This is a genomic window from Roseovarius tibetensis, assembly GCF_050896375.1.
Taxonomy (GTDB): Bacteria; Pseudomonadota; Alphaproteobacteria; order Rhodobacterales; family Rhodobacteraceae; genus Roseovarius; species Roseovarius tibetensis.
The window spans coordinates 36,098-57,378 of sequence record NZ_JBPBBB010000011.1; the positions used below are offsets into that span (position 1 = coordinate 36,098).

The 21,281-nt window shown below is 65.7% G+C and carries 21 protein-coding genes; 5 read left to right on the top strand and 16 right to left on the bottom strand.

Going from position 1 to position 21,281, the window contains the following annotated elements; all coding sequences use genetic code 11:
• Positions 1-20: 20 nt before the first annotated feature.
• Complete coding sequence (locus ACROSR_RS09495; RefSeq protein ID WP_432684391.1) at positions 21-773, bottom strand: cytochrome c biogenesis CcdA family protein; 753 nt, start codon at positions 771-773, stop codon at positions 21-23.
• Positions 774-865: 92 nt separating this feature from the next.
• Here ACROSR_RS09495 and ACROSR_RS09500 point away from each other — a divergent pair, with 92 nt between their 5' ends.
• Entirely contained in the window at positions 866-1,096 is a 231-nt protein-coding gene (locus ACROSR_RS09500; RefSeq protein WP_432684393.1) for a sulfurtransferase TusA family protein, read from the top strand.
• A 100-nt stretch (positions 1,097-1,196) separates the two neighbouring features.
• Here the strand turns inward: ACROSR_RS09500 and ACROSR_RS09505 are convergent, their stop codons facing one another.
• The 6 genes from ACROSR_RS09505 to purC all read right to left on the bottom strand — a co-directional run bounded on the left by ACROSR_RS09505 (position 1,197) and on the right by purC (position 9,438).
• On the bottom strand, positions 1,197-3,959 hold the full coding sequence (locus ACROSR_RS09505; protein WP_432684395.1) for an Rne/Rng family ribonuclease: 2,763 nt from the start codon (positions 3,957-3,959) through the stop codon (positions 1,197-1,199).
• A 443-nt stretch (positions 3,960-4,402) separates the two neighbouring features.
• Positions 4,403-5,725 carry a sigma-54-dependent transcriptional regulator gene (locus ACROSR_RS09510; RefSeq protein ID WP_432684397.1) on the bottom strand — a complete coding sequence of 441 codons (1,323 nt, stop codon included), beginning with the start codon at positions 5,723-5,725 and terminating at the stop codon, positions 4,403-4,405.
• A gap of 18 nt (positions 5,726-5,743) precedes the next feature.
• Positions 5,744-7,501, bottom strand: a complete 1,758-nt coding sequence (locus ACROSR_RS09515) for a sensor histidine kinase (protein WP_432684399.1) — start codon at positions 7,499-7,501, stop codon at positions 5,744-5,746.
• Positions 7,502-7,546: 45 nt separating this feature from the next.
• Positions 7,547-8,215: a phosphoribosylformylglycinamidine synthase subunit PurQ gene (gene purQ / locus ACROSR_RS09520; protein WP_432684401.1), complete on the bottom strand. Its 669-nt coding sequence runs from the start codon at positions 8,213-8,215 to the stop codon at positions 7,547-7,549.
• Positions 8,216-8,421: 206 nt separating this feature from the next.
• Positions 8,422-8,661, bottom strand: coding sequence for a phosphoribosylformylglycinamidine synthase subunit PurS (purS, locus tag ACROSR_RS09525; RefSeq protein WP_432684403.1), 240 nt, complete (start codon positions 8,659-8,661; stop codon positions 8,422-8,424).
• A gap of 15 nt (positions 8,662-8,676) precedes the next feature.
• The gene (gene purC / locus ACROSR_RS09530) at positions 8,677-9,438 is read right to left on the bottom strand and encodes a phosphoribosylaminoimidazolesuccinocarboxamide synthase (protein WP_432684405.1); all 762 of its coding nucleotides are present in this window, start codon (positions 9,436-9,438) and stop codon (positions 8,677-8,679) included.
• 179 nt (positions 9,439-9,617) lie between these two features.
• On the opposite strand from purC, the gene ACROSR_RS09535 reads away from it, so the two are divergent.
• Entirely contained in the window at positions 9,618-9,932 is a 315-nt protein-coding gene (locus ACROSR_RS09535; RefSeq protein ID WP_432684407.1) for a DUF1476 domain-containing protein, read from the top strand.
• Between the two features lie 69 nt (positions 9,933-10,001).
• A complete protein-coding gene (bmt, locus tag ACROSR_RS09540) occupies positions 10,002-11,012 on the top strand; it encodes a betaine--homocysteine S-methyltransferase (RefSeq protein WP_432684409.1) in 1,011 nt (336 codons plus the stop codon).
• A gap of 24 nt (positions 11,013-11,036) precedes the next feature.
• On the opposite strand, the gene ACROSR_RS09545 is transcribed toward bmt, so the two are convergent.
• The 6 genes from ACROSR_RS09545 to prfA all read right to left on the bottom strand — a co-directional run bounded on the left by ACROSR_RS09545 (position 11,037) and on the right by prfA (position 17,350).
• Entirely contained in the window at positions 11,037-12,503 is a 1,467-nt protein-coding gene (locus ACROSR_RS09545; RefSeq protein ID WP_432684411.1) for a carboxypeptidase M32, read from the bottom strand.
• Positions 12,500-13,651 carry a heme A synthase gene (gene ctaA, locus ACROSR_RS09550; RefSeq protein WP_432684413.1) on the bottom strand — a complete coding sequence of 384 codons (1,152 nt, stop codon included), beginning with the start codon at positions 13,649-13,651 and terminating at the stop codon, positions 12,500-12,502. Before ctaA ends, ACROSR_RS09545 begins: the two co-directional genes overlap by 4 nt.
• Before the next feature lie 55 nt (positions 13,652-13,706).
• Positions 13,707-14,450 (bottom strand): RNA methyltransferase, encoded by a 744-nt coding sequence (locus tag ACROSR_RS09555; RefSeq protein ID WP_432684415.1) that lies wholly within the window; start codon positions 14,448-14,450, stop codon positions 13,707-13,709.
• A 175-nt stretch (positions 14,451-14,625) separates the two neighbouring features.
• A complete protein-coding gene (locus ACROSR_RS09560; RefSeq protein ID WP_432684417.1) occupies positions 14,626-15,219 on the bottom strand; it encodes a DUF4167 domain-containing protein in 594 nt (197 codons plus the stop codon).
• A gap of 218 nt (positions 15,220-15,437) precedes the next feature.
• Positions 15,438-16,307 carry a peptide chain release factor N(5)-glutamine methyltransferase gene (gene prmC / locus ACROSR_RS09565; RefSeq protein WP_432684419.1) on the bottom strand — a complete coding sequence of 290 codons (870 nt, stop codon included), beginning with the start codon at positions 16,305-16,307 and terminating at the stop codon, positions 15,438-15,440.
• Positions 16,304-17,350: a peptide chain release factor 1 gene (gene prfA, locus ACROSR_RS09570; RefSeq protein WP_432684529.1), complete on the bottom strand. Its 1,047-nt coding sequence runs from the start codon at positions 17,348-17,350 to the stop codon at positions 16,304-16,306. Before prfA ends, prmC begins: the two co-directional genes overlap by 4 nt.
• Positions 17,351-17,416: 66 nt before the next feature.
• Between prfA and ACROSR_RS09575 the strand changes: the two genes are divergently transcribed.
• Positions 17,417-17,698, top strand: coding sequence for a hypothetical protein (locus tag ACROSR_RS09575; protein ID WP_432684421.1), 282 nt, complete (start codon positions 17,417-17,419; stop codon positions 17,696-17,698).
• Here ACROSR_RS09575 and ACROSR_RS09580 read toward each other — a convergent pair.
• Genes ACROSR_RS09580 through ACROSR_RS09590 form a run of 3 tightly spaced genes read right to left on the bottom strand, consistent with a single transcriptional unit; the run spans position 17,636 to position 18,985 of the window.
• Positions 17,636-18,034 carry a DUF1499 domain-containing protein gene (locus ACROSR_RS09580; RefSeq protein WP_432684531.1) on the bottom strand — a complete coding sequence of 133 codons (399 nt, stop codon included), beginning with the start codon at positions 18,032-18,034 and terminating at the stop codon, positions 17,636-17,638. The two genes, ACROSR_RS09575 and ACROSR_RS09580, sit on opposite strands and share 63 nt — an antisense overlap.
• A gap of 25 nt (positions 18,035-18,059) precedes the next feature.
• Positions 18,060-18,455, bottom strand: a complete 396-nt coding sequence (locus tag ACROSR_RS09585) for a cell division protein ZapA (RefSeq protein ID WP_432684423.1) — start codon at positions 18,453-18,455, stop codon at positions 18,060-18,062.
• The gene (locus ACROSR_RS09590; protein WP_432684425.1) at positions 18,455-18,985 is read right to left on the bottom strand and encodes a hypothetical protein; all 531 of its coding nucleotides are present in this window, start codon (positions 18,983-18,985) and stop codon (positions 18,455-18,457) included. Before ACROSR_RS09590 ends, ACROSR_RS09585 begins: the two co-directional genes overlap by 1 nt.
• A 178-nt stretch (positions 18,986-19,163) precedes the next feature.
• On the opposite strand from ACROSR_RS09590, the gene tkt reads away from it, so the two are divergent.
• Positions 19,164-21,179: a transketolase gene (gene tkt, locus ACROSR_RS09595; RefSeq protein WP_432684427.1), complete on the top strand. Its 2,016-nt coding sequence runs from the start codon at positions 19,164-19,166 to the stop codon at positions 21,177-21,179.
• The last annotated feature ends 102 nt before the right edge of the window (positions 21,180-21,281 follow it).

Genomic DNA, 21,281 nt, shown 5'->3' on the forward strand with positions numbered 1-21,281 from the left:
GTGCGACCGTGCGGAAAGACTTATCCAAGTACAGCAAGCGCCGGAAATGTCTCGAGCAGCCAGAACGAGAAGGCCGAGAAGCCGCCGGTCAGCATCAGGAGGCCGATGGTCCACAACAGCAGACCCATCACCCGCTCGATCTGTTCCATGTGCCGCTTCATCCAGCCCATGAGTCCCTGAAGACGCGGCAGGAAGGCGGCGACCAGCAGGAACGGCACACCCAGCCCGATGGCATAGACCGCCAGCAGCGACGTACCGCGTGTCACATTGGCCTCGGACGCGGCGAGCGACAGGATCGCACCAAGTTGCGGACCGATGCAGGGCGTCCAGCCAAAGGCGAAGGCAAGACCCAGGATATAGGCCCCGAAAGAGGTGCCCCCCTGATCACCCGCGTCGACCCGCGCCTCGCGGTCGAGAAACCCGATCCGGTACACGCCCACGAAATGCGCGCCGAATCCCATCACGAGGATACCGGCAATCGCGTTGAGATAGTCTTGATATTGCAGGAAAACCGTACCGATCGCCGAGGCGGTGAAGCCAAGGAAAATGAACACCGTCGACAGGCCCAGCACAAAGAACAACGCCGGCACGACGGCCCGCGCCCGGTGCGTCGAGGTCTCGGACAGATCGTTGAGGCTGACCCCGCTCATATACGCCAGATACGGTGGCACGATCGGCAGCACGCAAGGGCTGAGGAACGACATGATCCCGGCCAGCAGAGCCACGAACATTGCCGGGAGAAGGGCCGCGTCTATGATTTCGATTCCGAACATGCCTGTCAGATAACCTGCAATCGGTGCGCCGTCACCCGGCAAAACGTCACAACATTGTGGACAGGCCGTGACACCGGCGCTATCCCACGGTCATGACGCAACATGACACCCTCGACGCCTGCGGTCTGCTGTGCCCCTTGCCGGTGCTAAAGCTGCGCAAGCGCTTGAAATCATTGAATGTCGGCGACATGATCGCGCTGCGCGCCGATGATCCGGCGGCGGTGGTCGACGTGCCGCATTTCTGCATGGAATCGGGAAACGAGCTGGTCTCGACCGAGGATGCGGGACCCGCGCGCGTCTACCTGATCCGCAAGACGACCTGAGCACGGCAAGCCCGCACCGATCCACAAGATCCATCCTGGCACGCTTCTGCGCTGGTGGCGCCTTGCAGACGCCGCGTGCGTCCGCAAGGCTGTACTCAGGCTATCCGACGGACCACCAGCCGCGTCGCTTGCGCTTGGCCGGGGCGGTGTCGTCTTCGACAGTCGCCGTTTCGGCGGTGTCAGGCGCGTCGGCCGTCGGTTCGGGGGGCGCCGGCTCGGGCGTTGGGGTCGGCTCGCTCTCGTTGGCGGGCGCGGCTGCCGGCGCGGGATCGGGCGTGTCGGCAACCTCTGCGACAGGTACGGGCGTGGCCGGGGTCTCTGGTTCGGGCACGGGCTGTGCCTCTGCCACGGGTTCGCCGCTTGTCTCCGGTGCGTTGGCTGCGGCGGGCGCCGCGTCCGCGGCCGCCGGTGTCGCATCCTCTGTCGCCGTTTCGGCCTCTGGCGCTTTCTTCTTGCGCGACACGGTACGCCGCCGCGGCTTGGGCTTGTCCTCTGCGGCGGCCTCTGGCGTCGCCTCGCCCGACGCCTCCGAAGATGGTTCGGACTTGGGCGCGGCCTTTTTGCGGCTGCGCGAGCGCTTCGGTTTGGGCTTGGCCTCTGACGCTTCGGCCGTGTCGGGTTGTGCCTGCACGGCCGCGTCGGCCTCGCCCGCGACCGCCGTGCCGGCAGGCTCCGGGTCACGAGACGTGTCGGATCGGGCGTCGGCATCAGCCCCGGTCTGCGCCGCCTCGGTCTGGCCCGCCTCGGTCTGCCCGGCCTCGGTCTGGCCGTTCTCGCCGGTCTTGGACTTCCGGCGACGCCCACGGCTGCGGCGGCGCTTCTTCTTGGGCTTGTCCTCGTCGTCGCTCGCCGCCTCGGGCGCAGGTGCGGGTTCCGCCTCGGCGGGCGGGGTGGCGACCTCGGACTCCGCCTCGTCGATTTCGGCCATGAGAGAGGCCCCGGCGGACACGAATTGCGCCGCATCGGGTTCAGGCACGTTACGGGTGGCGGATTTCAGTTTTTCGATAGTGAAATCGGGGTTGACCAATGTCTGGTCACCTTCGATGCGCACCGACAGGCCGTAGCGCAACTCGATCTGCGCCACATGCTCGCGTTTGAGGTTTATCAGATAATTCGCGATTCCAACGGGGCACCTGACCACGACCTCGCGCGACCGACGGCGCACGCCCTCTTCCTCGATCTCGCGCAGGATCGCGAGGGCCAGGTTGTCATCCGACCGGATGAGGCCGGTCCCGTGGCAATGCGGACAGGGCTGCGTCGTGGCCTCGATCATGCCGGGGCGCAAACGCTGGCGCGACATCTCCATCAGGCCGAAACCCGAGATCCGGCCCACCTGGATGCGGGCGCGGTCGGTCTTGAGCCGGTCTTTCATGCGTTTTTCGACGGCCGCGTTGTTGCGCCGCTCGTCCATGTCGATGAAGTCGATGACGATCAATCCGGCAAGATCGCGCAGGCGCATCTGGCGCGCGACCTCGTCGGCGGCCTCGAGATTGGTCTTGAGCGCGGTTTCCTCGATCGAGCCCTCGCGCGTGGCGCGGCCCGAGTTGACGTCGATCGCGACCAGCGCCTCGGTCACGCCGATCACGATGTAGCCACCGGATTTGAGCTGTACCGTCGGGTTGAACATCGCCGACAGGTAGCTTTCGACCTGGTGCCGCGCGAAGAGCGGCTGCTGATCGACGTAATGCTTCACGTTCTTGGCATGGGACGGCATGATCATCTTCATGAAGTCCTTGGCGATGCGGTAGCCTGCCTCGCCCTCGACCATGACCTCGTCGATCTCGCGGTTATAAAGATCGCGGATCGAGCGCTTGATCAGGTTGCCCTCTTCATAGATCTTGGCGGGCGCGATAGAGTTCAGCGTAAGCTCGCGGATCTGTTCCCATAGCCGTTGCAGATATTCGTAATCGCGCCGGATCTCGGCCTTGGTGCGCTGCGCACCCGCTGTCCGGATGATCAGCCCCGCGCCCTTTGGCAGGTCGATCTCTGACGCGATCTCTTTCAGCTTCTTACGATCGGCGGCGTTGGTGATCTTGCGGCTGATGCCGCCGCCGCGCGCGGTGTTGGGCATCAGAACGCAGTAGCGCCCGGCAAGCGACAGATAGGTGGTGAGCGCAGCACCCTTGTTGCCGCGTTCCTCCTTGACGACCTGAACCAGCATGATCTGCCGGACCTTGATCACCTCCTGGATCTTGTAGCGCCGTGCGCGCGGCTTTCGGACCGGGCGGATATCCTCGCTGTCATCCTCGTCGGCGACCGATTCGATGCTGTCGTCGTTAGTGGCGTGATCACGGGTATCGGTGGCCTCTGCGGCGTCGGATGCCGTGGCACCGTCGCCGTCGGTCGCGGCGTCGGGTTCCTCGACCGGCGTCTCGGCGACACGTTCCATCGGTGACGAGCCTTCGGGAACGGCCTCGGCCGTGGTCTCGGACTCGGTGTCGAGATCTATGGTCTCCATGCCCGAGATGTCACCTTCGGTCACGGCATCGTCCGAGGTGGTCTTTTCCGCCCGCGACCGGGAACGCCCGCGGCTGGGGCGCTTGGGCTTTTCCTCTTCATCCGCCTGGGCCTGCGCGAGGGCTTCTTCCTCGGCCATCAGCGCCTCGCGGTCGGCGACGGGGATCTGGTAGTAATCGGGATGGATTTCCGCGAAGGCGAGGAACCCGTGCCGGTTGCCGCCGTAATCGACGAACGCCGCCTGAAGCGACGGCTCGACCCGCGTTACCTTGGCGAGATAGATGTTGCCAGCAAGCTGGCGCTTGTTCTCGGATTCGAAATCGAATTCCTCGACCTTGTTTCCGTCGACCACCACGACGCGGGTTTCTTCCGCGTGGGTGGCATCAATGAGCATTTTCTTGGCCATGTTTTCCGTTTGCATCGCGGCGCGGCGCACACCCCTGGAGGCGCGGCACGTTGCGGCAGATGTCTGATATGGGCGATAGCAGGCGCGCGCATGGGCGGACCGGATAAGGCCCGTGCCCGTGTGACGGTTGTATGTCTCGCGCGGTTCATCGCGGTTCTTCTTCTCCGGCCCCCGATCGGGGCCCATTCAACGACGGCCCCGGTCGGGGCCAATTCGGGGCCTGATCAACCATGTCGGGATGTCAGGCATGTCTTTGGTCCCGTGAAGGATCCGATCAGTCTGTCTTGCCATGCGCGTGGGGTTTGATCCGCAAAACGGGCAAGACAGCGAATTATCTGCTGGCAGGCGCGGGTCATCGCGCAAAACTGCCACAACATGACCCTAATCCCTCGCGGGAGGAAATGACAATGGTGAAAACGCGTTGCGGCCGGCGCGGCCGGACGTCAGATGTAGTCCGAGCGTTGCAGGCCGTATTTCGCCATCTTCTCGTTCAGGGTGCGGCGTGGCAGACACAGCTCGTCCATGACGGCCGCGATAGATCCCTTGTGGCGGCGCATGGTGTTGTCGATCAGCATGCGCTCGAACGCCTCGACATACTCCTTGAGGGGTTTGCCCTCGGTGGTCATCACCGGCTGCATCTCGTCGTGATCCGACATCAGAAGCGAGGTCAGCGTCCCCGAGCCGCGCCGCGCCTGAAGCACCGCGCGTTCGGCCACGTTGAACAGCTGGCGCACATTGCCGGGCCACGGGGCCTGCAAAAGCTGCGTCGCCTCCTGAGCGGAGATCTGCGGCGCCTCGCACCCGTAATCCTCGGCGAACTGATCGCTGAAGGACGAAAAGAGCGTCAGGATATCCTCGCCCCGCTGGCGCAGCGGCGGTACGGTAATGCGCAGATTGCCCAGCCGGTAGAACAGGTCGGCGCGCAGCGCATCCTCGCAGGTGCGGCCCTCGTCCTGCATGTTGGAAATCGCGATGATGCGGGTTTCGGGCGGCTGACCCTCGTCGTTGACAAAGGTCAGCAGGCGCGCCTGAACGGCATCCGGCAGCGCGTCGATATCCTCGAGCACCAGCGTGCCGCCGCGCGCCTCTTCCACCGCCGGCAGGCGGGGATCGTCGGGGGCGACCGGCCCGAACAGGCGCTTGATCAGGGCGTCCTCGTCAAGCGACGCACAAGCGATCGACACGAACCTGCGTCCCGCCCGCGCACCCACGGCATGAAGCGCGTGCGCGACAAGCGTCTTGCCGGTCCCGGTCTCGCCTTCGATCAGCACATGACCGTCGGCCTGTCCTAGGTCGAGGATATCCTCGCGCAGGCGCTCCATCGCGGCACTGGTACCGATGAGCTTCTTCATCAACTGCCCGCCATCCGACAGGTCGCGCCGCAGCGCGCGTGCATCCAGCACCATGCGGCGGGCATTTGTGGCTTTTTTCGCCAGTTGCGTCATGCGATCCGGATCGAACGGCTTTTCAAGGAAATCGAAGGCTCCGATACGCATCGCCTCGACCGCCATGGGCACGTCGCCATGCCCGGTGATCATGATGACCGGCAGCGAACTGTCGGCCCCCATCAGCTTTTTCAGAAAGGCCATTCCGCCCATGCCGGGCATCTTGATGTCGGTGACCACGATACCGGGATAATCCGGCCCCAGCGTCTTGAGCGCGTCCTCGGCCGAGGGGAACGCCTCGGTGTCGTAGCCCGACAGGGCCAGCCACTGGCTGATCGACTGTCGCATGTCCTTTTCATCGTCGATGATGGCGATCTTCATCGCAGTCGGCATGTCGTGTTACTCCGCGGCTCGGGTTTCTTCGGCCAATATGGGGAGTTGCACCTCGAATACAGCCCCGCCATCAGGCGCATTGCGCGCCAGAAGGCGCCCGCCGAGGTCGTTGACGATCCCCGAGGAAATGGCAAGCCCCAGCCCGACGCCCTCACCGGGTTGTTTGGTCGTGTAGAACGGTTCGAACAGGGTCTCGAAATTGTCGATCCCGTGGCCGTTGTCACGCACCGTCAGAACAGCGGTCTCGCCGGCGGCCAGCAGGATGTCCACATGCCCCTCGGGTTCGTTCTGAATGGCGTCGATGGCATTGCGCAACAGGTTGATGATCACCTGCTCGACGCGCACCCGGTCACCCATGATCATCACGGGCTCTGAGGGCAATGTGCGGGTGATGGTGATCTTGCGGCTGCGCAGCTGCGGCTCCATCATCGCCAGCGCCGACGCCACCGCATCGCCCATGTCGACAGGCGAAAACGTGTCACCGGACTGGCGCGCATAGGATTTGAGCTGACGGGTGATCGCGCCCATCCGTTCGATCAGGTCGTCGATCCGCTGGAACGAGGTGAGCGCCTCGTCGGGGCGGTTGCGGGTCAGCAGCATGCGCGCGCCTGCCAGATAGGTCTTCATCGCCGCAAGCGGCTGGTTCAACTCGTGACTGACCGCCGCCGACATCTCGCCCAGAACGGCGAGTTTCGAGCTTTGCTGAAGCGTCTGTTCGGCCTGCGCGAGGTTCTCCTGCACGCGCCGGCGCTCTGCGATTTCCCGCTGCAGGCGCGCGTTGAGCGTCCGAAGCTCGGCGGATTCCCGCTGGAACACCGCCAGCCGTAGGGCCGCCTTGCGGTTGAGGAAATAAAACGCGAGCGCCAGCAGGATCGCGAATCCCATGATCTCAAGCGCGAGGTAGCCGATGACCTTGTCGCGTACGGTGGCATAGGCGGTAAAACTGGCGATCCGCCAACCGCGAAACGCGACACGCCCCTCGACCCGCATCACCGCCTCGCCGCTGACATAGGCGTCCGCGGGCAGCGCCGTCCAGTCGGACGTGGCCTGGATCGCGCGCTCGATGGCGCTGCTGGCAGGCTCGCGTGCCAGCGCCTCTGCCTCGGTCAGGCCGCGCCAGCGCGGCTCGGTGGCAAGGATGATCCGCCCCTCGCTGTCAGTCACCATGACGGCATCGGAAATTCCCGCCCATGCGCGTTCGTACTTGCGCAGATCGACCTCGACCACGATCACGCCGAGAACGCCGTTCTGGGTCTCTATCCGCCGCGAATAGGTGAAATTGTAATTGCCCGCCTCCTGCTGCAGGACCTTGAACACCGTGTCCGACGACCGCAATGCATCAACGAAATACGGGGTTTGCCTGTGGGTTTCGCCCAGGCGATTGCGTTCGGTCGTGGCAACCGCGCGCCCGTTCATATCCAGAAGCGTCAGCGAGGCTGCGCCGATCTCTTCAACGAATGACAGCAGACGGCGCGTCGATTGCGCGTAATCCTCGCTGTTGAGCGCAGAGATGAGCGCCGGGTCCCGCGACAGAAGCTGCGGCACGATGGCATTCTGCCGCAACTCCGACAGCAGGTTGCCGGAATAGAGCACCATGCGCAATTCAGCGCGGTTGCGCGTGGTTTCGGTGAACCGGTCGGTCAGCAGCCTGTGTGTCGTGACGACCACGGCCACCGCGACAAGAAACAGCCCCACAAGCACAAGGCGCGCCCGCCACGAGATGGCACGGGCGCGTGGCGCGTCGGATGTCGTCCTGTCGGTCATGGCAGAAGATTAGGCCGGGACGCCCCTGCCCTCAAGCGCCCATGCTCAGGCCTCTGCAAGCTCTTGCACCAGCCCTGAAAACATCGCCGCCCCGTCGGTGCCGCCATGCAGCGGCTCTGCCATCCGTTCGGGATGGGGCATCATCCCCAGGACACGCCGGTTTTCCGACAGGATGCCGGCAATGTCCCGCGCCGATCCGTTGGGGTTGCGCGCGTAGGTGAAGGCGATGCGATCCTCGGCCTCCAGCCGGTCAAGCGTGGCGTCGTCGGCGAAATAGTTGCCGTCATGATGCGCCACCGGCACGGTGATCGTGTCGCCGGCAGCGTAGCCGTGCGTAAACGCGCTGTCGGCGGTGACGACCGCCAGATCCACCGGCTTGCAGATATATTTCAGCCCCGCATTGCGCAAAAGCGCGCCCGGCAGGATCCCGGTTTCGGTCAGGATCTGAAAGCCGTTGCAGATCCCCAGCACAAAACCCCCACGCTCGGCATGGGCGGTGATCGATCTGCAGATCGGCGAATTCGCGGCGATCGCCCCGCAGCGCAGGTAGTCACCGTAGGAAAACCCGCCCGGCACGCCGACGATATCGACACCTTCGGGCAGCGCGGTGTCCTTGTGCCAGACCATCGAGACGCGCGCACCCGCACGCCGAAACGCCACCGCGAGATCGCGGTCGCAGTTGGAACCGGGAAAGACGATGATGGCGGCGTGCATGGCAAGGGCCCCTTGGTGGAATTTGGCGACGGTCTAGCGCGGTGCCGCGCTGTTGTCCATCGGGGTTGGACGCGCCGGACCGACCCGTTGCAGGGCTTTATGCCAGCCGGATCCGGACGACACAGGCGTGTTGCGCCAGCGGCACCCAAATCGCCATGCTTGGGGCGGCGGTTCCGCGCAGGGACATCCCGCACGGTGAATGGCCCTCAGCCCAGCTCGACCGAATAGCTTTCGATCACCGTGTTGGCGAGCAGCTTTTCGCACATGTCGGTCACGGTCGCGCGCGCCGCTTCCGCGTCGGTCTCGGCCAGGTCGATCTCGATCACCTTGCCCTGCCGCACGCCTTCGACGCCGTCGAAACCGAGCGACCCAAGCGCGTGGCGCACCGCCTCGCCCTGGGGGTCGAGAACGCCGGTTTTCAGCATGACATGCACGCGTGCCTTCATCGGGGGGCTCCCTTTTCAGTTGATAAGCGTCGGGCGGGTGACGGGAATGTTGGACTTGGGCATGACGCCAAGGCGTGTCGCGACCTCGGTATAGGCGTCGGTCAGGTTGCCCAGGTCACGGCGGAACACATCCTTGTCAAGCTTCTGCCCGGTCTCGATATCCCACAGCCGGCAGCTGTCCGGGCTGATCTCGTCGGCCACGATCAGGCGCTGGAAATCACCGTCATACACGCGGCCCACCTCGATCTTGAAATCCACCAGCCGGATGCCGACGCCGAACATCACCCCCGACATGAAATCGTTGACACGCAGCGCAAGGCTTAGAATATCGTCCATGTCCTGGCTCGTGGCCCAGCCGAAGGCGGCGATATGTTCCTCTGTGACCAGCGGATCGCCCAGCTTGTCATCCTTGAGGCAGTATTCGACGATCGGGCGCGGCAGTTGCGTGCCCTCTTCGATGCCCAGCCTTTTGGACATAGACCCGGCGGCATAGTTGCGCACGATGACTTCCAGCGGCACGATCTCGCAGGCGCGGACAAGCTGCTCGCGCATGTTGACGCGCCGGATGAAATGCGTCGGGACGCCGACATTGTTCAATCCGGTCATGAAATATTCCGAGAGCATGTTGTTGAGCACGCCCTTGCCCTCGATCGTGGCCTTCTTCTCGGCGTTGAAGGCGGTGGCGTCATCCTTGAAATACTGGATGATCGTGCCCGGCTCGGGTCCTTCGTAAAGGGTCTTGGCCTTGCCTTCGTAGATTTTCTTGCGCCGCGCCATGGGACCTCCGTCGCTGCGGGTGGGGCCGGGCGGGTCTGCACGCCCCGTGCCGATGCGCTTTCATAGGGCATGACCCGCGACGTCGCAAGGCGTCGATGCGGCTGCCGCCCCTTGCTCTTTGGCGCCGCAAGCGCCATATCATCGGGGTGACTGCAACCCATTGCGAGGGGACCTACCCGATGAGCACATTCGACGACCGCGAAACCGCGTTCGAGAACAAGTTCGCCCATGACGAGGAAATGAAATTCCGCGCCGAGGCGCGGCGCAACAAGCTTCTGGGCCTGTGGGCGGCGGAACTGTTGGGCAAGACCGGCGACGAGGCCGACACCTATGCCCGTGCCGTGGTCAAGGCCGATTTCGAAGAGCCCGGCCACGAGGACGTGGTGCGCAAGGTGGCCGGTGATCTCGGCGATATCGCCGACGCCGACACCATCCGTGCCAAGATGGACGAGCTTCTGAAGATTGCCAAGGCGCAGCTCGTCAAGGAAGTCTGAGCCTGTCACGACCGCGCGTCGGTCCCCCCGGCGCAACGACCTCCGGCCCAAGAGATCGGACACAGATCTATGACCAATGCCCTCACCCGGCTCATGGCGCGCCGCGACTGGATTCTCGCGGACGGGGCCACGGGAACCAACCTGTTCAACATGGGTCTGCAATCGGGCGACGCGCCCGAAATCTGGAACGACACGCACCCTGACCGGATCACGCAGCTTTACAAATCCGCCGTCGATGCGGGCAGCGACCTGTTCCTGACCAATTCGTTTGGCGGGAACGCGTCGCGGCTGAAGCTGCACGGCGCGCAAAAGCGCGCCCGGCAATTGTCGCGCATCTCTGCCGAGCTGGGCCGCGACGTCGCCGACCGGTATGACCGCGCGGTGGTGGTCGCCGGCTCTGTCGGGCCGACCGGCGAGATCATGGCGCCGATGGGCGCGCTGACCCACGAGCTTGCCGTCGAGATCTTTCACGAGCAGGCCGAAGGGCTGAAAGAAGGGGGCGCGGACGTCCTCTGGCTGGAAACGATCAGTTCGTCCGAGGAATACGCGGCCGCCGCCGAGGCGTTCCGCCTTGCCGATATGCCGTGGTGCGGCACAATGAGCTTTGACACCGCGGGGCGCACGATGATGGGCCTGACCTCGGCGGACATGGCCGCGATGGTGGAAAAGCTGCCGAATCCCCCGCTGGCCTTCGGCGCGAATTGCGGGGTCGGCGCATCGGATCTCTTGCGCACGGTGCTGGGCTTCGTGGCACAAGGCACCGAGCGGCCGATCATCGCCAAGGGCAACGCGGGCATCCCGAAATTCGTGGACGGCCACATCCATTACGACGGCACGCCGGACCTGATGGCCGATTACGCCGTGCTGGCACGCGACGCCGGGGCGACGATCATAGGCGGCTGCTGCGGCACCATGCCCGAGCATCTGAGCCGGATGCGCACGGCGCTGGAAGCGCGTCCCGCGGGGCCGCGCCCGACGCTGGATCAGATCACAGAAGCGCTCGGCGCGTTCTCGTCTGATATCGACGGCACCGGCGACGATGCGCCCGAACCGCGCCGCAATCGCCGCCGCAGGGCCTGATCGGGCCCGCGGCGGCGCAGCGCGTCAAAGCGACGTGAACTTTTCCTCGAGGTAATCCAGCAGCGGCCCCGCCGTCGGCTCTGCGCCGCCGCAGGCCCGCGTGATGACGTCTGACGGCGCGAAATGCCCGCCATGGCGTTGCACGCGTGACTGCAGCCACGTTGTCGCCCCGCGTATGTCCCCGCGTGACAGGCTGACCTCCAGATCCGGCACGGCACCGCGCATCGCGCGAAAGAGGCAGCCCGCATAGACATTGCCCAAGGCATAGGTCGGGAAATAGCCGAACAGCCCGACCGACCAGTGCACGTCCTGCAACACCCCGTTCGAGGCGCGATCGACGGGATAGCCGAAATCGGCCGCAAAGCGATCGTTCCACGCGGCCTCGAGATCGCCGGTCTCCAGATCGCCGGCGATCAGGGCCTTTTCGAGATCGAAGCGCAGCATGACATGCAGGTTGTACTGCACCTCGTCGGCCTCGGTGCGGATATGGCCGGGATGCACGCGGTTGACCGCGCGGTGGAAGGTATCGGCATCCTGCACCCCGAAATCACCGAAGGTGGCGCGCATACGGTGGTACAGCCAGCCGGTGAAGGCGCGGCTGCGGCCAAGCTGGTTCTCGTAAATGCGGCTTTGGCTTTCATGCACGCCCATCGACACGCCCTGCCCCAGCGGGGTCAGGCGAAAGGCGGGGTCGATGCCCTGCTCGTAACAGGCATGCCCGACCTCGTGGATCGTGGAATAAAGACAGTTGAACGGGTCGGTTTCGCTGACCCGCGTGGTGATGCGCACATCATCGCCGGATCCGGCGCTGAACGGATGCACCGCCAGATCAAGCCGCCCGCGCGCGAAATCATAGCCGAAATTGCGCGCCAGCTCGCGCGCGAGGCGCAGTTGCGCGTCGGGGTCGAAATGCGCGTCGATCACCGGCCAGTCACGATCCAGCGCGCGGGCACGCAGATCGACAAGGCGCGGCCGCATCTCGGCGAACAGCGTGTCCAGCTTTGCCGCGGTCATGCCCGGTTCGAAATCGTCGATCAGCGCATCGTAAAGGTCGCCGCCACGGGCCACCGCCGCCGCCTCTTCACGCTTGAGGCGAACAACCTCGGCCAGCACCGGGGCGAAGGCCGCGTAATCGTCGGCCGCGCGCGCCTCGGCCCATTGGCCTTGCGCGCGGCTGGTCAACCGGGCCAGTGCCACGGCCAGATCGGCGGGCACCCGCGCCGCTCGATCGAAATCGCGGCGGATTTGGCGCAATTGCGCAACGGCGACCGTGTCCGTTTCCTCGGCCTCGGCGGCCGCCAGCAGATCGCCGCGCCGCGCGTCGGTGCGGCGGGCATGCAGCACCGCCTGCATGGCGCCCGATTCCTCGGATCGCTGATCGGCGGCGCCGCGCGGCATCATGGTTTCCTGGTCCCAGCCAAGCCTGCCTGCCACCTGTGCCAGCGCCTGCATCTCGCGCTCTGATGCGATCAAATCGTCATAGGCCGTCATGCATGGACCCCCCGGATGGATGTGCTGCGCGGATACCGCGCAAGAAAGCGGGCGCGCAGGATCACCACCCACAGCACCACCGCAAGGAACTGGTGGGCGATCGCCAGTTGCCACGGCGCGGCGTAGATCACCGTCATGATGCCCAGCACGATCTGCAGGGCCAGCACCGCGAAGGCCACGTTGAAGGCCCCCCGCGTCAGGACATGCGCGCTGCGCCGGGCACGCAGCCAGACCACCACGGCAAAGACCACCAGCAGGTAACCGCTGACCCGGTGGATGAACTGCACCGTGCCCGCGTTCTCGAAAAAGTTGCGCCACCACGGCTCCAGATCCATCATCGTGGGCGGCAGGAAACCACCGGCCATCAGCGGCCATTCGGTATAGCTGCGCCCGGCATCGATACCCGCCACCAGCGCGCCCAGAATGATCTGCAGAAACGCGAAATGCATCAGACCGGTCGACAGCGCGAACAGCCTGGGCTCGCGTGCGCGACGCGCCTGCATCAGGTCACGGTCCTCGCGGCCTAGCGCGAAGACGTACCACGCGATCAGCCCGAGGATCACGAAGGCCAGTCCCAGATGCGTGGCCAGCCTGTAGGAGGCCACGGCGATCATCCCCTCGCCGAGGCCAGAGGCCACCATCCACCAGCCGATCGCCCCCTGCGTGCCACCAAGCGCGCCCAGAAGCAGAAGACGCCCGGTCCAGCCGGTGGGGATCTGCCGTGCGACGAGAAACCCGAGGAACCCGAGCGCCCAGACCAGACCGATCACCCGGCCCAGTTGCCGGTGCCCCCATTCCCACCAGTAGATCACCTTGAACTCGGATAGCGCCATACCCTCGTTCAGCAACTGGTATTGCGGGATCTGGCGGTACTTGTCGAATTCCGATTGCCAGTCTTCGGCACTCATCGGGGGCAGCGCGCCGGTAACCGGCGCCCATTCGGTGATCGACAGCCCGCTATCGGTCAGCCGGGTCAGCCCGCCCACTGCGATCATCACCACGACCAGTGCGAACAGCACCATCAGCCACGCCCGGATGCCGCGCCGGGCACCGCGGCGCCTTGCGTCGATCATGCCGCCCCGTGGCGCCGGGTCGCGCTTGCGCTCTGCGCTGTCGACATCCTCGAATATGCTGCGTTTGCCGCTCATGACCCGCCTTTCCGATCCGTGACGCGTGACAGCTTAGGCCGCACGCCCATGCGCTTCAACCACGCTCCTTCCAGCGGACCATCTGCCGCAACACGCCGTGCAGCATCTGCACGTCGGCACGGGTCAGGGGCATGCGGCTCCAGAGATTGCGCAGGGTGATCTTCATCGGCGCGGCCTTGTGATCGGGAAAGAAGAATCCCGCCTCGTCAAGCCGGGTTTCATAATGCGCGGCCAAAGCCTCGACCTCGACCTGGGTGGCCCGGTCGGTCCGCGCGGTGTCGGTACGCTCGTGCACGACCTCGCCCGCGGCGCGCTGCCACTCATACGCCGTCAGCAGCACGCATTGCGCAAGGTTGAGCGACGGGAACTCAGGGTTCACAGGCACGTTGATGATCGCGTTGGCGCGGGCGATGTCGTCGTTTTCCAGCCCCGCGCGTTCGGGTCCGAAGAGAACCGCCACCTTTTCGCCCGCAGCGATCCGTTCAGCCGACAGCGCCATGGCGCGTTCGGGGCTGTACACAGGCTTGGTCAGATCGCGGGCGCGCGCCGTGGTGGCGAAAACGAAGCTGCAATCGGCGACCGCCTCTGCCGTGTCGGGCATGATCCGGGCCTCGTCCAGCAGCCGCCCGGCGCCGCTGGCCATCGCGGCGGCTTTCGGGTTGGGCCAGCCGTCGCGCGGATCCACGACCCGCATCCTGTCGAGGCCGAAATTCCACATCGCGCGCGCGGCCGCGCCGATGTTCTCGCCCATTTGCGGGCGGACGAGCACGAAGGCGGGGTGCGGTCGATCGGTGGGCATCGGCTCTTTCCGGAGGGGGTGATCCCGGCGGGGCTGGATCTGCGCCGGTCCCGGCGCGACGCCCCGGATTTGCAAGGCACCCCTGCCTGATCTGTCTTCAAATGGTCATGGTCACGTCAGAACATCATTCCTGCGCGCAGGCCGTTCAGGGCGGCAATCGCGACCGGAGTACCGCCTAGCCCGTGGCCTTGGCAGGGCCGTCGGAAGAGCTGTCCTTGCCTCCCCCGGATTCCGAGGCCTGATCCGGCTCGGTCTTGGGCTGGGCAGGTTTTTTTGCCCGTGGCTTGCGCGCGCGCTTCGGCGGCGGCGGAGGCGGCGTGGCCTCTTGCGTTTCGGGTGTTTCAACAAGAGCACTGTTCGAGCCGGACCCGTTACCGTTGCCGTTGTCAAGCACGTCGGTCTCGGCCGGTTGCGCCGGAGCGTCGGACTTGTCCTGCTCGCGCGACGGCTGACGGTCGGCGCGGTCACGCTCGGCCTGACGATCGCGGTTTTGGCGTTCCTGTTCGTCGCGGCGCTGGTCCTGTTCGCGCTGCGCCTCGCCCAGCATTCGCAGGTAGTGTTCGGCATGCTGCTGAAAGTTCTCGGTCGCGACCCTGTCGCCCGAGAGCTGTGCATCCCGTGCAAGCTGATTGTATTTTTCAATGATCTGCTGGGGCGTGCCGCGCACCTTGCCCTCCGGACCAGAGCTGTCAAAGACCCGGTTGACGATATTCCCGACAGAGCGGTTGCGGTTCGATTTGTTCCGCGAACGTGACTTGGATGATCTCATGTTTTTTGCAGTCCAGCCTTCGTGGTCTGTGCGTCTATGGATCCGACTGACGCGGCATCGCGTCTGAAATATGTCAGATCTGACATGTATTGGCTTGGCATCGGGGGGATGGCCCGTGTGGCGCATCCTCGTCCCTGCATATCAATAAACATGCCAAACCGCGCCGCACAAGAGGAAAGCCGGAACTTTATGCGGTTTACGCGGTTTTTTCGACCGTTTCACCGCGGATTCTCGCGGCGGACCCCGCTTGCCACCCTGTCGCGGCCATCGAAATCGCGCAAAAGTCTCAGGTCCTCGAACCCGGCATCGGTCAACAGCGCGCGGATGTCATCCCCCTGCGTAGGGCCGATTTCCATCAAGATGCGCCCCCCGGCACGCAGATGCACCGCCGCCTCTGCGGCAATCGCGCGACAGGCGGCCAGCCCGTCCCCCGCATCGCACAAAGCCTCGTGCGGGTCATGCAGGCGCACCTCCGGCGATAGCCCCGGCATCTCGTCGGCCGCGATATAGGGCGGGTTCGACGCGATCAGGTCAAAGTACCCGTCAACCCCGTCGAACCAGTCCGCGCGCCGCAGATCGAGCCGGTCCGCCACGCCATGACGTGCCGCGTTGCGCCCCGCCACGGCGAGCGCCGCGCCGCTGATATCGGTGGCAATACCCTGCGTGCCGGGCCATTCCGCAAGAAGCGTCACCGCGATGATCCCGGACCCCGTCCCGAGATCGAGCAGGCGCGCGGGCGCAGGCGCGTCCAGCGCCGCGGCGATCAGGCATTCGGTTTCCGGGCGCGGATCGAGCACATCCGCTGTCACCTCGAACATGCGGCCCCAGAAGGATCGTTCGCCAATGATCCTCGCCACGGGTTCGCGCCGCGCACGTCGGTCGATCATCCGGGCAAACCGCGCCTGCGCCGCGTGGTCCAGCCAGTCGCCCAGATGCAATGTCAGGCGGTCGCGGGGCACCTCCATCGCGGCGGCGAGCAGCGCGCGCGCGTCGCCCCCGGCCGCGTCAACGCCCGCCGCCGCAAGCCGCTGTGTTGCCGCGACAAGCGCCTCGCGTGCGGCCTGGCCTTGCGTGCCCCGTGCGGTCACGACATCTCGGCCAGCAGCGTGGCCTGCGCATCCGCCGTCAGCGCGTCGATCACCTCGTCCAGATCACCCTGCATCACCTGATCCAGCTTGTAGAGCGTCAGATTGATCCGGTGATCGGTCAAGCGGCCCTGCGGAAAGTTGTAGGTGCGTATGCGCTCGGACCGGTCGCCAGAGCCGACCATCGCCGCGCGACTGGCAGAGCGTTCACCCTCGACTCGGTTGCGTTCCATGTCGAACAGGCGCGATTTCAGCACATCCATGGCGATCTCGCGGTTGCGGTGCTGGGATTTCTGGCTGCTGGTGACGACAAGGCCGGTGGGCACATGCGTGATGCGCACCGCCGAGTCGGTTGTGTTGACATGCTGCCCGCCCGAGCCCGAGGCGCGCATCGTGTCGATGCGCAGATCGTTCGGATCGATCTGGACATCCACGTCCTGCGCCTCTGGCAGGACCGCGACGGTCGCCGCCGACGTGTGGATGCGCCCGCCGCTTTCGGTTTCGGGGACGCGCTGCACGCGGTGCACGCCGGATTCGTATTTCAGCCGGGCGAACACCCCCTGCCCGCCGACACGCGCGACCAGTTCGCGCAGCCCGCCCAGTTCGCTGTGCTGTTCCTCGATCACCTCGAAGGACCAGCCGCGGCTCTCGGCATGGCGCTGATACATGCGCATGAGATCGGCGGCGAACAACGCCGCCTCCTCGCCGCCCGTGCCGGGGCGAATCTCGAGGATCGCGGGCCGTGCATCGGCCGCATCACGTGGCAACAGCGCGCGGCGCAGGTTTTCCTCCATCGCGGGCAGACGATGCTCGAGATCGTCGATCTCGGCGCGGGCCAGGTCGCGCATCTCGGGATCATCCAGCATGCCGCGCGCGGCCTCGATATCGTCGAGCATCTGGCGATAGGTGCGGATTTCCTCGACCACGGGGCGCAATTCGGCGTATTCGCGCCCAAGCTGCGCTATATCGCCGCCGCCTTCGGTCATGCGCGCCTCGATATACTCGAAGCGTTGCGTGATCTCGTGAAGTTTTTCCAATGGCACCATGGCGATGATCGTCTGTCCCATTGACGTGACTTGGTCAAGTGCGGTGGCCTGTGCTATTATATGACCATGCGACTGATCGTGCCCCTTGTGCTCGCGGCGACGCCGGCGTTTTCAGACAGCGTGCCCGACGGCACGGCAGCCGACTGCTATTGCACCGATCGCAACGGCGACCGCGTCGAGATGGGCGAAACGATCTGCCTGCAGGTGGACGGAAAGATGTTCATGGCCCAATGCCAGATGTCGCTCAACAACCCGATGTGGCGCAAGGTGTCGGATGGCTGCCTGTCATCCGGCCTGAAGTTGCCGCAGCCAGCCGTCGATGCGGGCGGCGTTGACGCCCATATCTGACTTGCCGAACCGCAGCCGGCCATAGATCTCCAGCATGTCGCCATCCTGCCGAACGGTCGTGTAGTCAGGAAAGCCGAACACGCGGCTGCGGGTGACATAGGTGATCATCCCGTCGCCGACACTGCCGGCAAGAACCTGCGTGCGCGGCGTGTCGCGGATGATCGCGTCGAGCGTAGCAAGCTCGCCCTCGACCCGGCGCATCGCGCCGCCCTCAAGATCGCGTGTCTCCACGGTTTCGGGCATCCGGTGCCAGCGGTCGGGGTCCGACGGGGCCAGCCGGATGAACGCAAGCACCGCCACGATCACGGTGACCAGAATGATGGCAAGCAGTTTCATCGCATCCTTTCGGGCCGCGCCGGGTTCAGCCGGTGCGCGTGCCATCCACGGTTTCTGCCAGCGCCTCGGTGCGCGCGGCGATCTCGGCCAGCGTGTCGGTCACGGATTGCGGCACGACCGGCACCTCGACGCGCTCGGGCTTTGGCGCGGGGGCATTGCGCAACCCCTCCAGCTCGGCTTCGGTCCGGGCCAGCTTTTCCTCGGACGCGTGCAGCCTGTCCTGCAACGCCGTGGTCTTGTCGGCCAGCATCAGCCCCGCCATCAGCAGCATCCGCGCCTCGGGGATGCGTCCGATCTGCGCGGCAAGCGCCGCGGCCTCTTCGTCCAGCATCTTCGCGGCGGCATGCAGGTATTGCTCTTCGCCCGGTTCGCAGGCCACCTCGAAGGCGCGTTCGCCGATCTCGATCTTCACCTCGGGCATCACGCCTCCTCTGTCGCGTCTGTGGTCCCGGTCCCGGCGGTCACGCGGGCCAGTTCGGCCAGAACCGCCTCGACCTCGTCGCGGTCGGCCGCACGCGCGGCGCGCAACCCATCAAGCTCGGCCTGCAGCGAGGTGTTGATCGCCTCGGGCCGGGCCACGCCCGCCGCATGTGCCTCGCGCAGGGCCTTGTTGCTGTCGCGCAGTTGCTGATTGGCCGCGCGCAACGCCTGCAGGTCGGTGTCCAGCCTTACCAAGCCGTCGCTCCTGGCCTCTTGCGCAGCCGACAGCGCCGCGTCGCGCGCCTGAACCGTTTCGCGCAACGCGCTCAGCTGCCCCTCGAGCCGGGCATTGGCGGCGTTCGCGACGTCGAGCTGCCGGCGCAGATCCGCGACCTCTTCGGGACCGGGCGCATCCTCGCGTGCCTCCAGCCCCTTGGTGATCCTGTCCAGCGCCGCAGTGATGCGCGCCTGCAAGGCGTCTATCTGGCTCATTTCCACGACCTCTTGCGCGTCTTCGTATCCGGTCGCCAACGAATCGCATATCGAACGGCATTTGGCAAACCCTGCCGGTGCGTCTGCCGGATTCCCGCCTGAAAATGCGTGGTCTTTGGCCGATCCATGCCAAGGCGCGGGTGCCCTGCGCTTGATCTTCGCGGTCGGGCTGGTATTCACCCACCTGACGCTGCCAATCACGAAGGATACACACGCCGTGGATATCGCCACCCTGCGCACTGCCGACCCCGACCACTGGATGAAGGCCACCGCGATCCGCGCGCTCGCCCTCGATGCCGTCGCCGCCGCCAATTCCGGCCATTCCGGCATGCCCATGGGCATGGCCGACGTCGCCACCGTGCTGTTCGAAAAGCACCTGAAATTCGACGCGGCCAACCCCGACTGGCCCGATCGCGACCGGTTCATCCTGTCGGCGGGTCACGGATCGATGCTGCTATATGCCCTGCTGCACCTCACCGGCTACGAGGACATGACGATCGAGCAGATCCGCGACTTTCGGCAATGGGGCGCGCGCACCGCGGGCCATCCCGAATACGGCCATGCCAAGGGGATCGAGACGACCACCGGCCCGCTGGGACAGGGCATCGCCAATTCCGTAGGCTTTGCCATCGCCGAAGAGTCCCTGCGCGCCCGCTACGGCGCGAAGCTGATGGATCACCACACCTACGTGATCGCCGGTGACGGCTGCCTGATGGAGGGTGTCAGCCACGAGGCCATCGGGCTGGCCGGGCGGCAATCCCTGGGCAAGTTGATCGTGCTGTGGGACAACAACAACATCACCATCGACGGCAGCGTCGATCTGGCCGACCGCACCGACCAGGCCAAGCGGTTCCGCGCGGCGGGCTGGCACGTGCAGGAAATCGACGGCCATGACCCGGCGGCGATCGACGCGGCCCTGACCGAGGCCAAGCGCACGCGCAAACCCTCGATGATCGCCTGCAAGACGCATATCGCGCTTGGGCACGCCGCACAGGACACCGCGAAGGGGCATGGCGCGCTGACCGATGCCGATCAGAATGCCGCCGCCAAGGAGGCGTATGGCTGGTCGCACGGGCCGTTCGTGATCCCCGCCGAAATCAAGAGCGCATGGGAGGCGATCGGCGCCCGCGGTGCGGCAGAGCGGGCCGAATGGCAAGCGCGGCTCGAGGCCGCCTCGCCCCAACGCCAAGCCGAGATCGCGCGCATCTTCGCCGGCGATGTGCCCGCCAAGCTGTCGGCACGGATCAAGGCCCTGAAGAAGCAGGTCAGCGAGGAGGCGCCGAAAGTCGCCACCCGCAAGGCCAGCGAAATGGTGCTGGAGGTCGTCAACCCGGTCATGCCCGAGACGATCGGTGGCTCGGCGGACCTGTCGGGATCGAACAATACCCGGTCGGGCGACATGACGGTCTTTGATGAGGGCAACCGCAAGGGCCGCTACATCCATTACGGCATCCGCGAGCACGGCATGGCCGCGGCGATGAACGGCATGCTCCTGCATGGCGGGGTGCGCCCCTATGGCGGCACCTTCATGTGCTTTACCGATTACGCCCGTCCCGCGATGCGGCTGGCGGCGCTGATGAAGATCCCCACGGTCTTCGTGATGACGCATGACAGTATCGGGCTGGGCGAGGACGGCCCCACCCACCAGCCGGTCGAGCATCTGGCGATATCGCGCGCCACGCCAAACACCTGGGTTTTTCGCCCCTGCGACACGGTCGAGACAGCCGAGGCGTGGGAACTGGCGCTGAATTCCAAACAGACGCCGTCGGTCCTGTCGCTGACCCGGCAAGGCCTGCCGACGCTGCGGCGCGAGCACAAGACCCGCAACCTGAGCGCGCAAGGCGCCTATGTGTTGGCAGAGGCGACCGGCAAGCGGCAGGCGATCCTGCTGGCGACCGGGTCCGAGGTGGAAATCGCGATGGCGGCGCGCGACCGGCTGCAAGAGGCCGGGATCGGAACGCGCGTGGTCTCGATGCCCTGCTGGGAGCTGTTCGAGGCGCAGGATGAAAGCTATCGCCGCCGTGTCCTGCCCGCCGGCCCGGTGCGCGTCGCCGTCGAGGCCGCCGTTCAGCTTGGCTGGGATCGCTGGCTTTACGGCGAACGCGGCCGCCGCGACAAGGGCGGCTTTGTCGGCATGCACGATTTCGGCGCGTCGGCGCCGGCGGACGTGCTGTTCGAGCAGTTCGGCATCACGCCCGAGGCCGTGGCCGAGAAGGTGAAATCGCTGTTGTGACGAGGTGCGCGGCGGCAGGTGCTTTTATCTGCGGCCGCGAATCGTTTTTACCTTCGCGCGAGCTACCGCCACGGCGCGGAGCGCGAGCGGAGCCATCGCCTG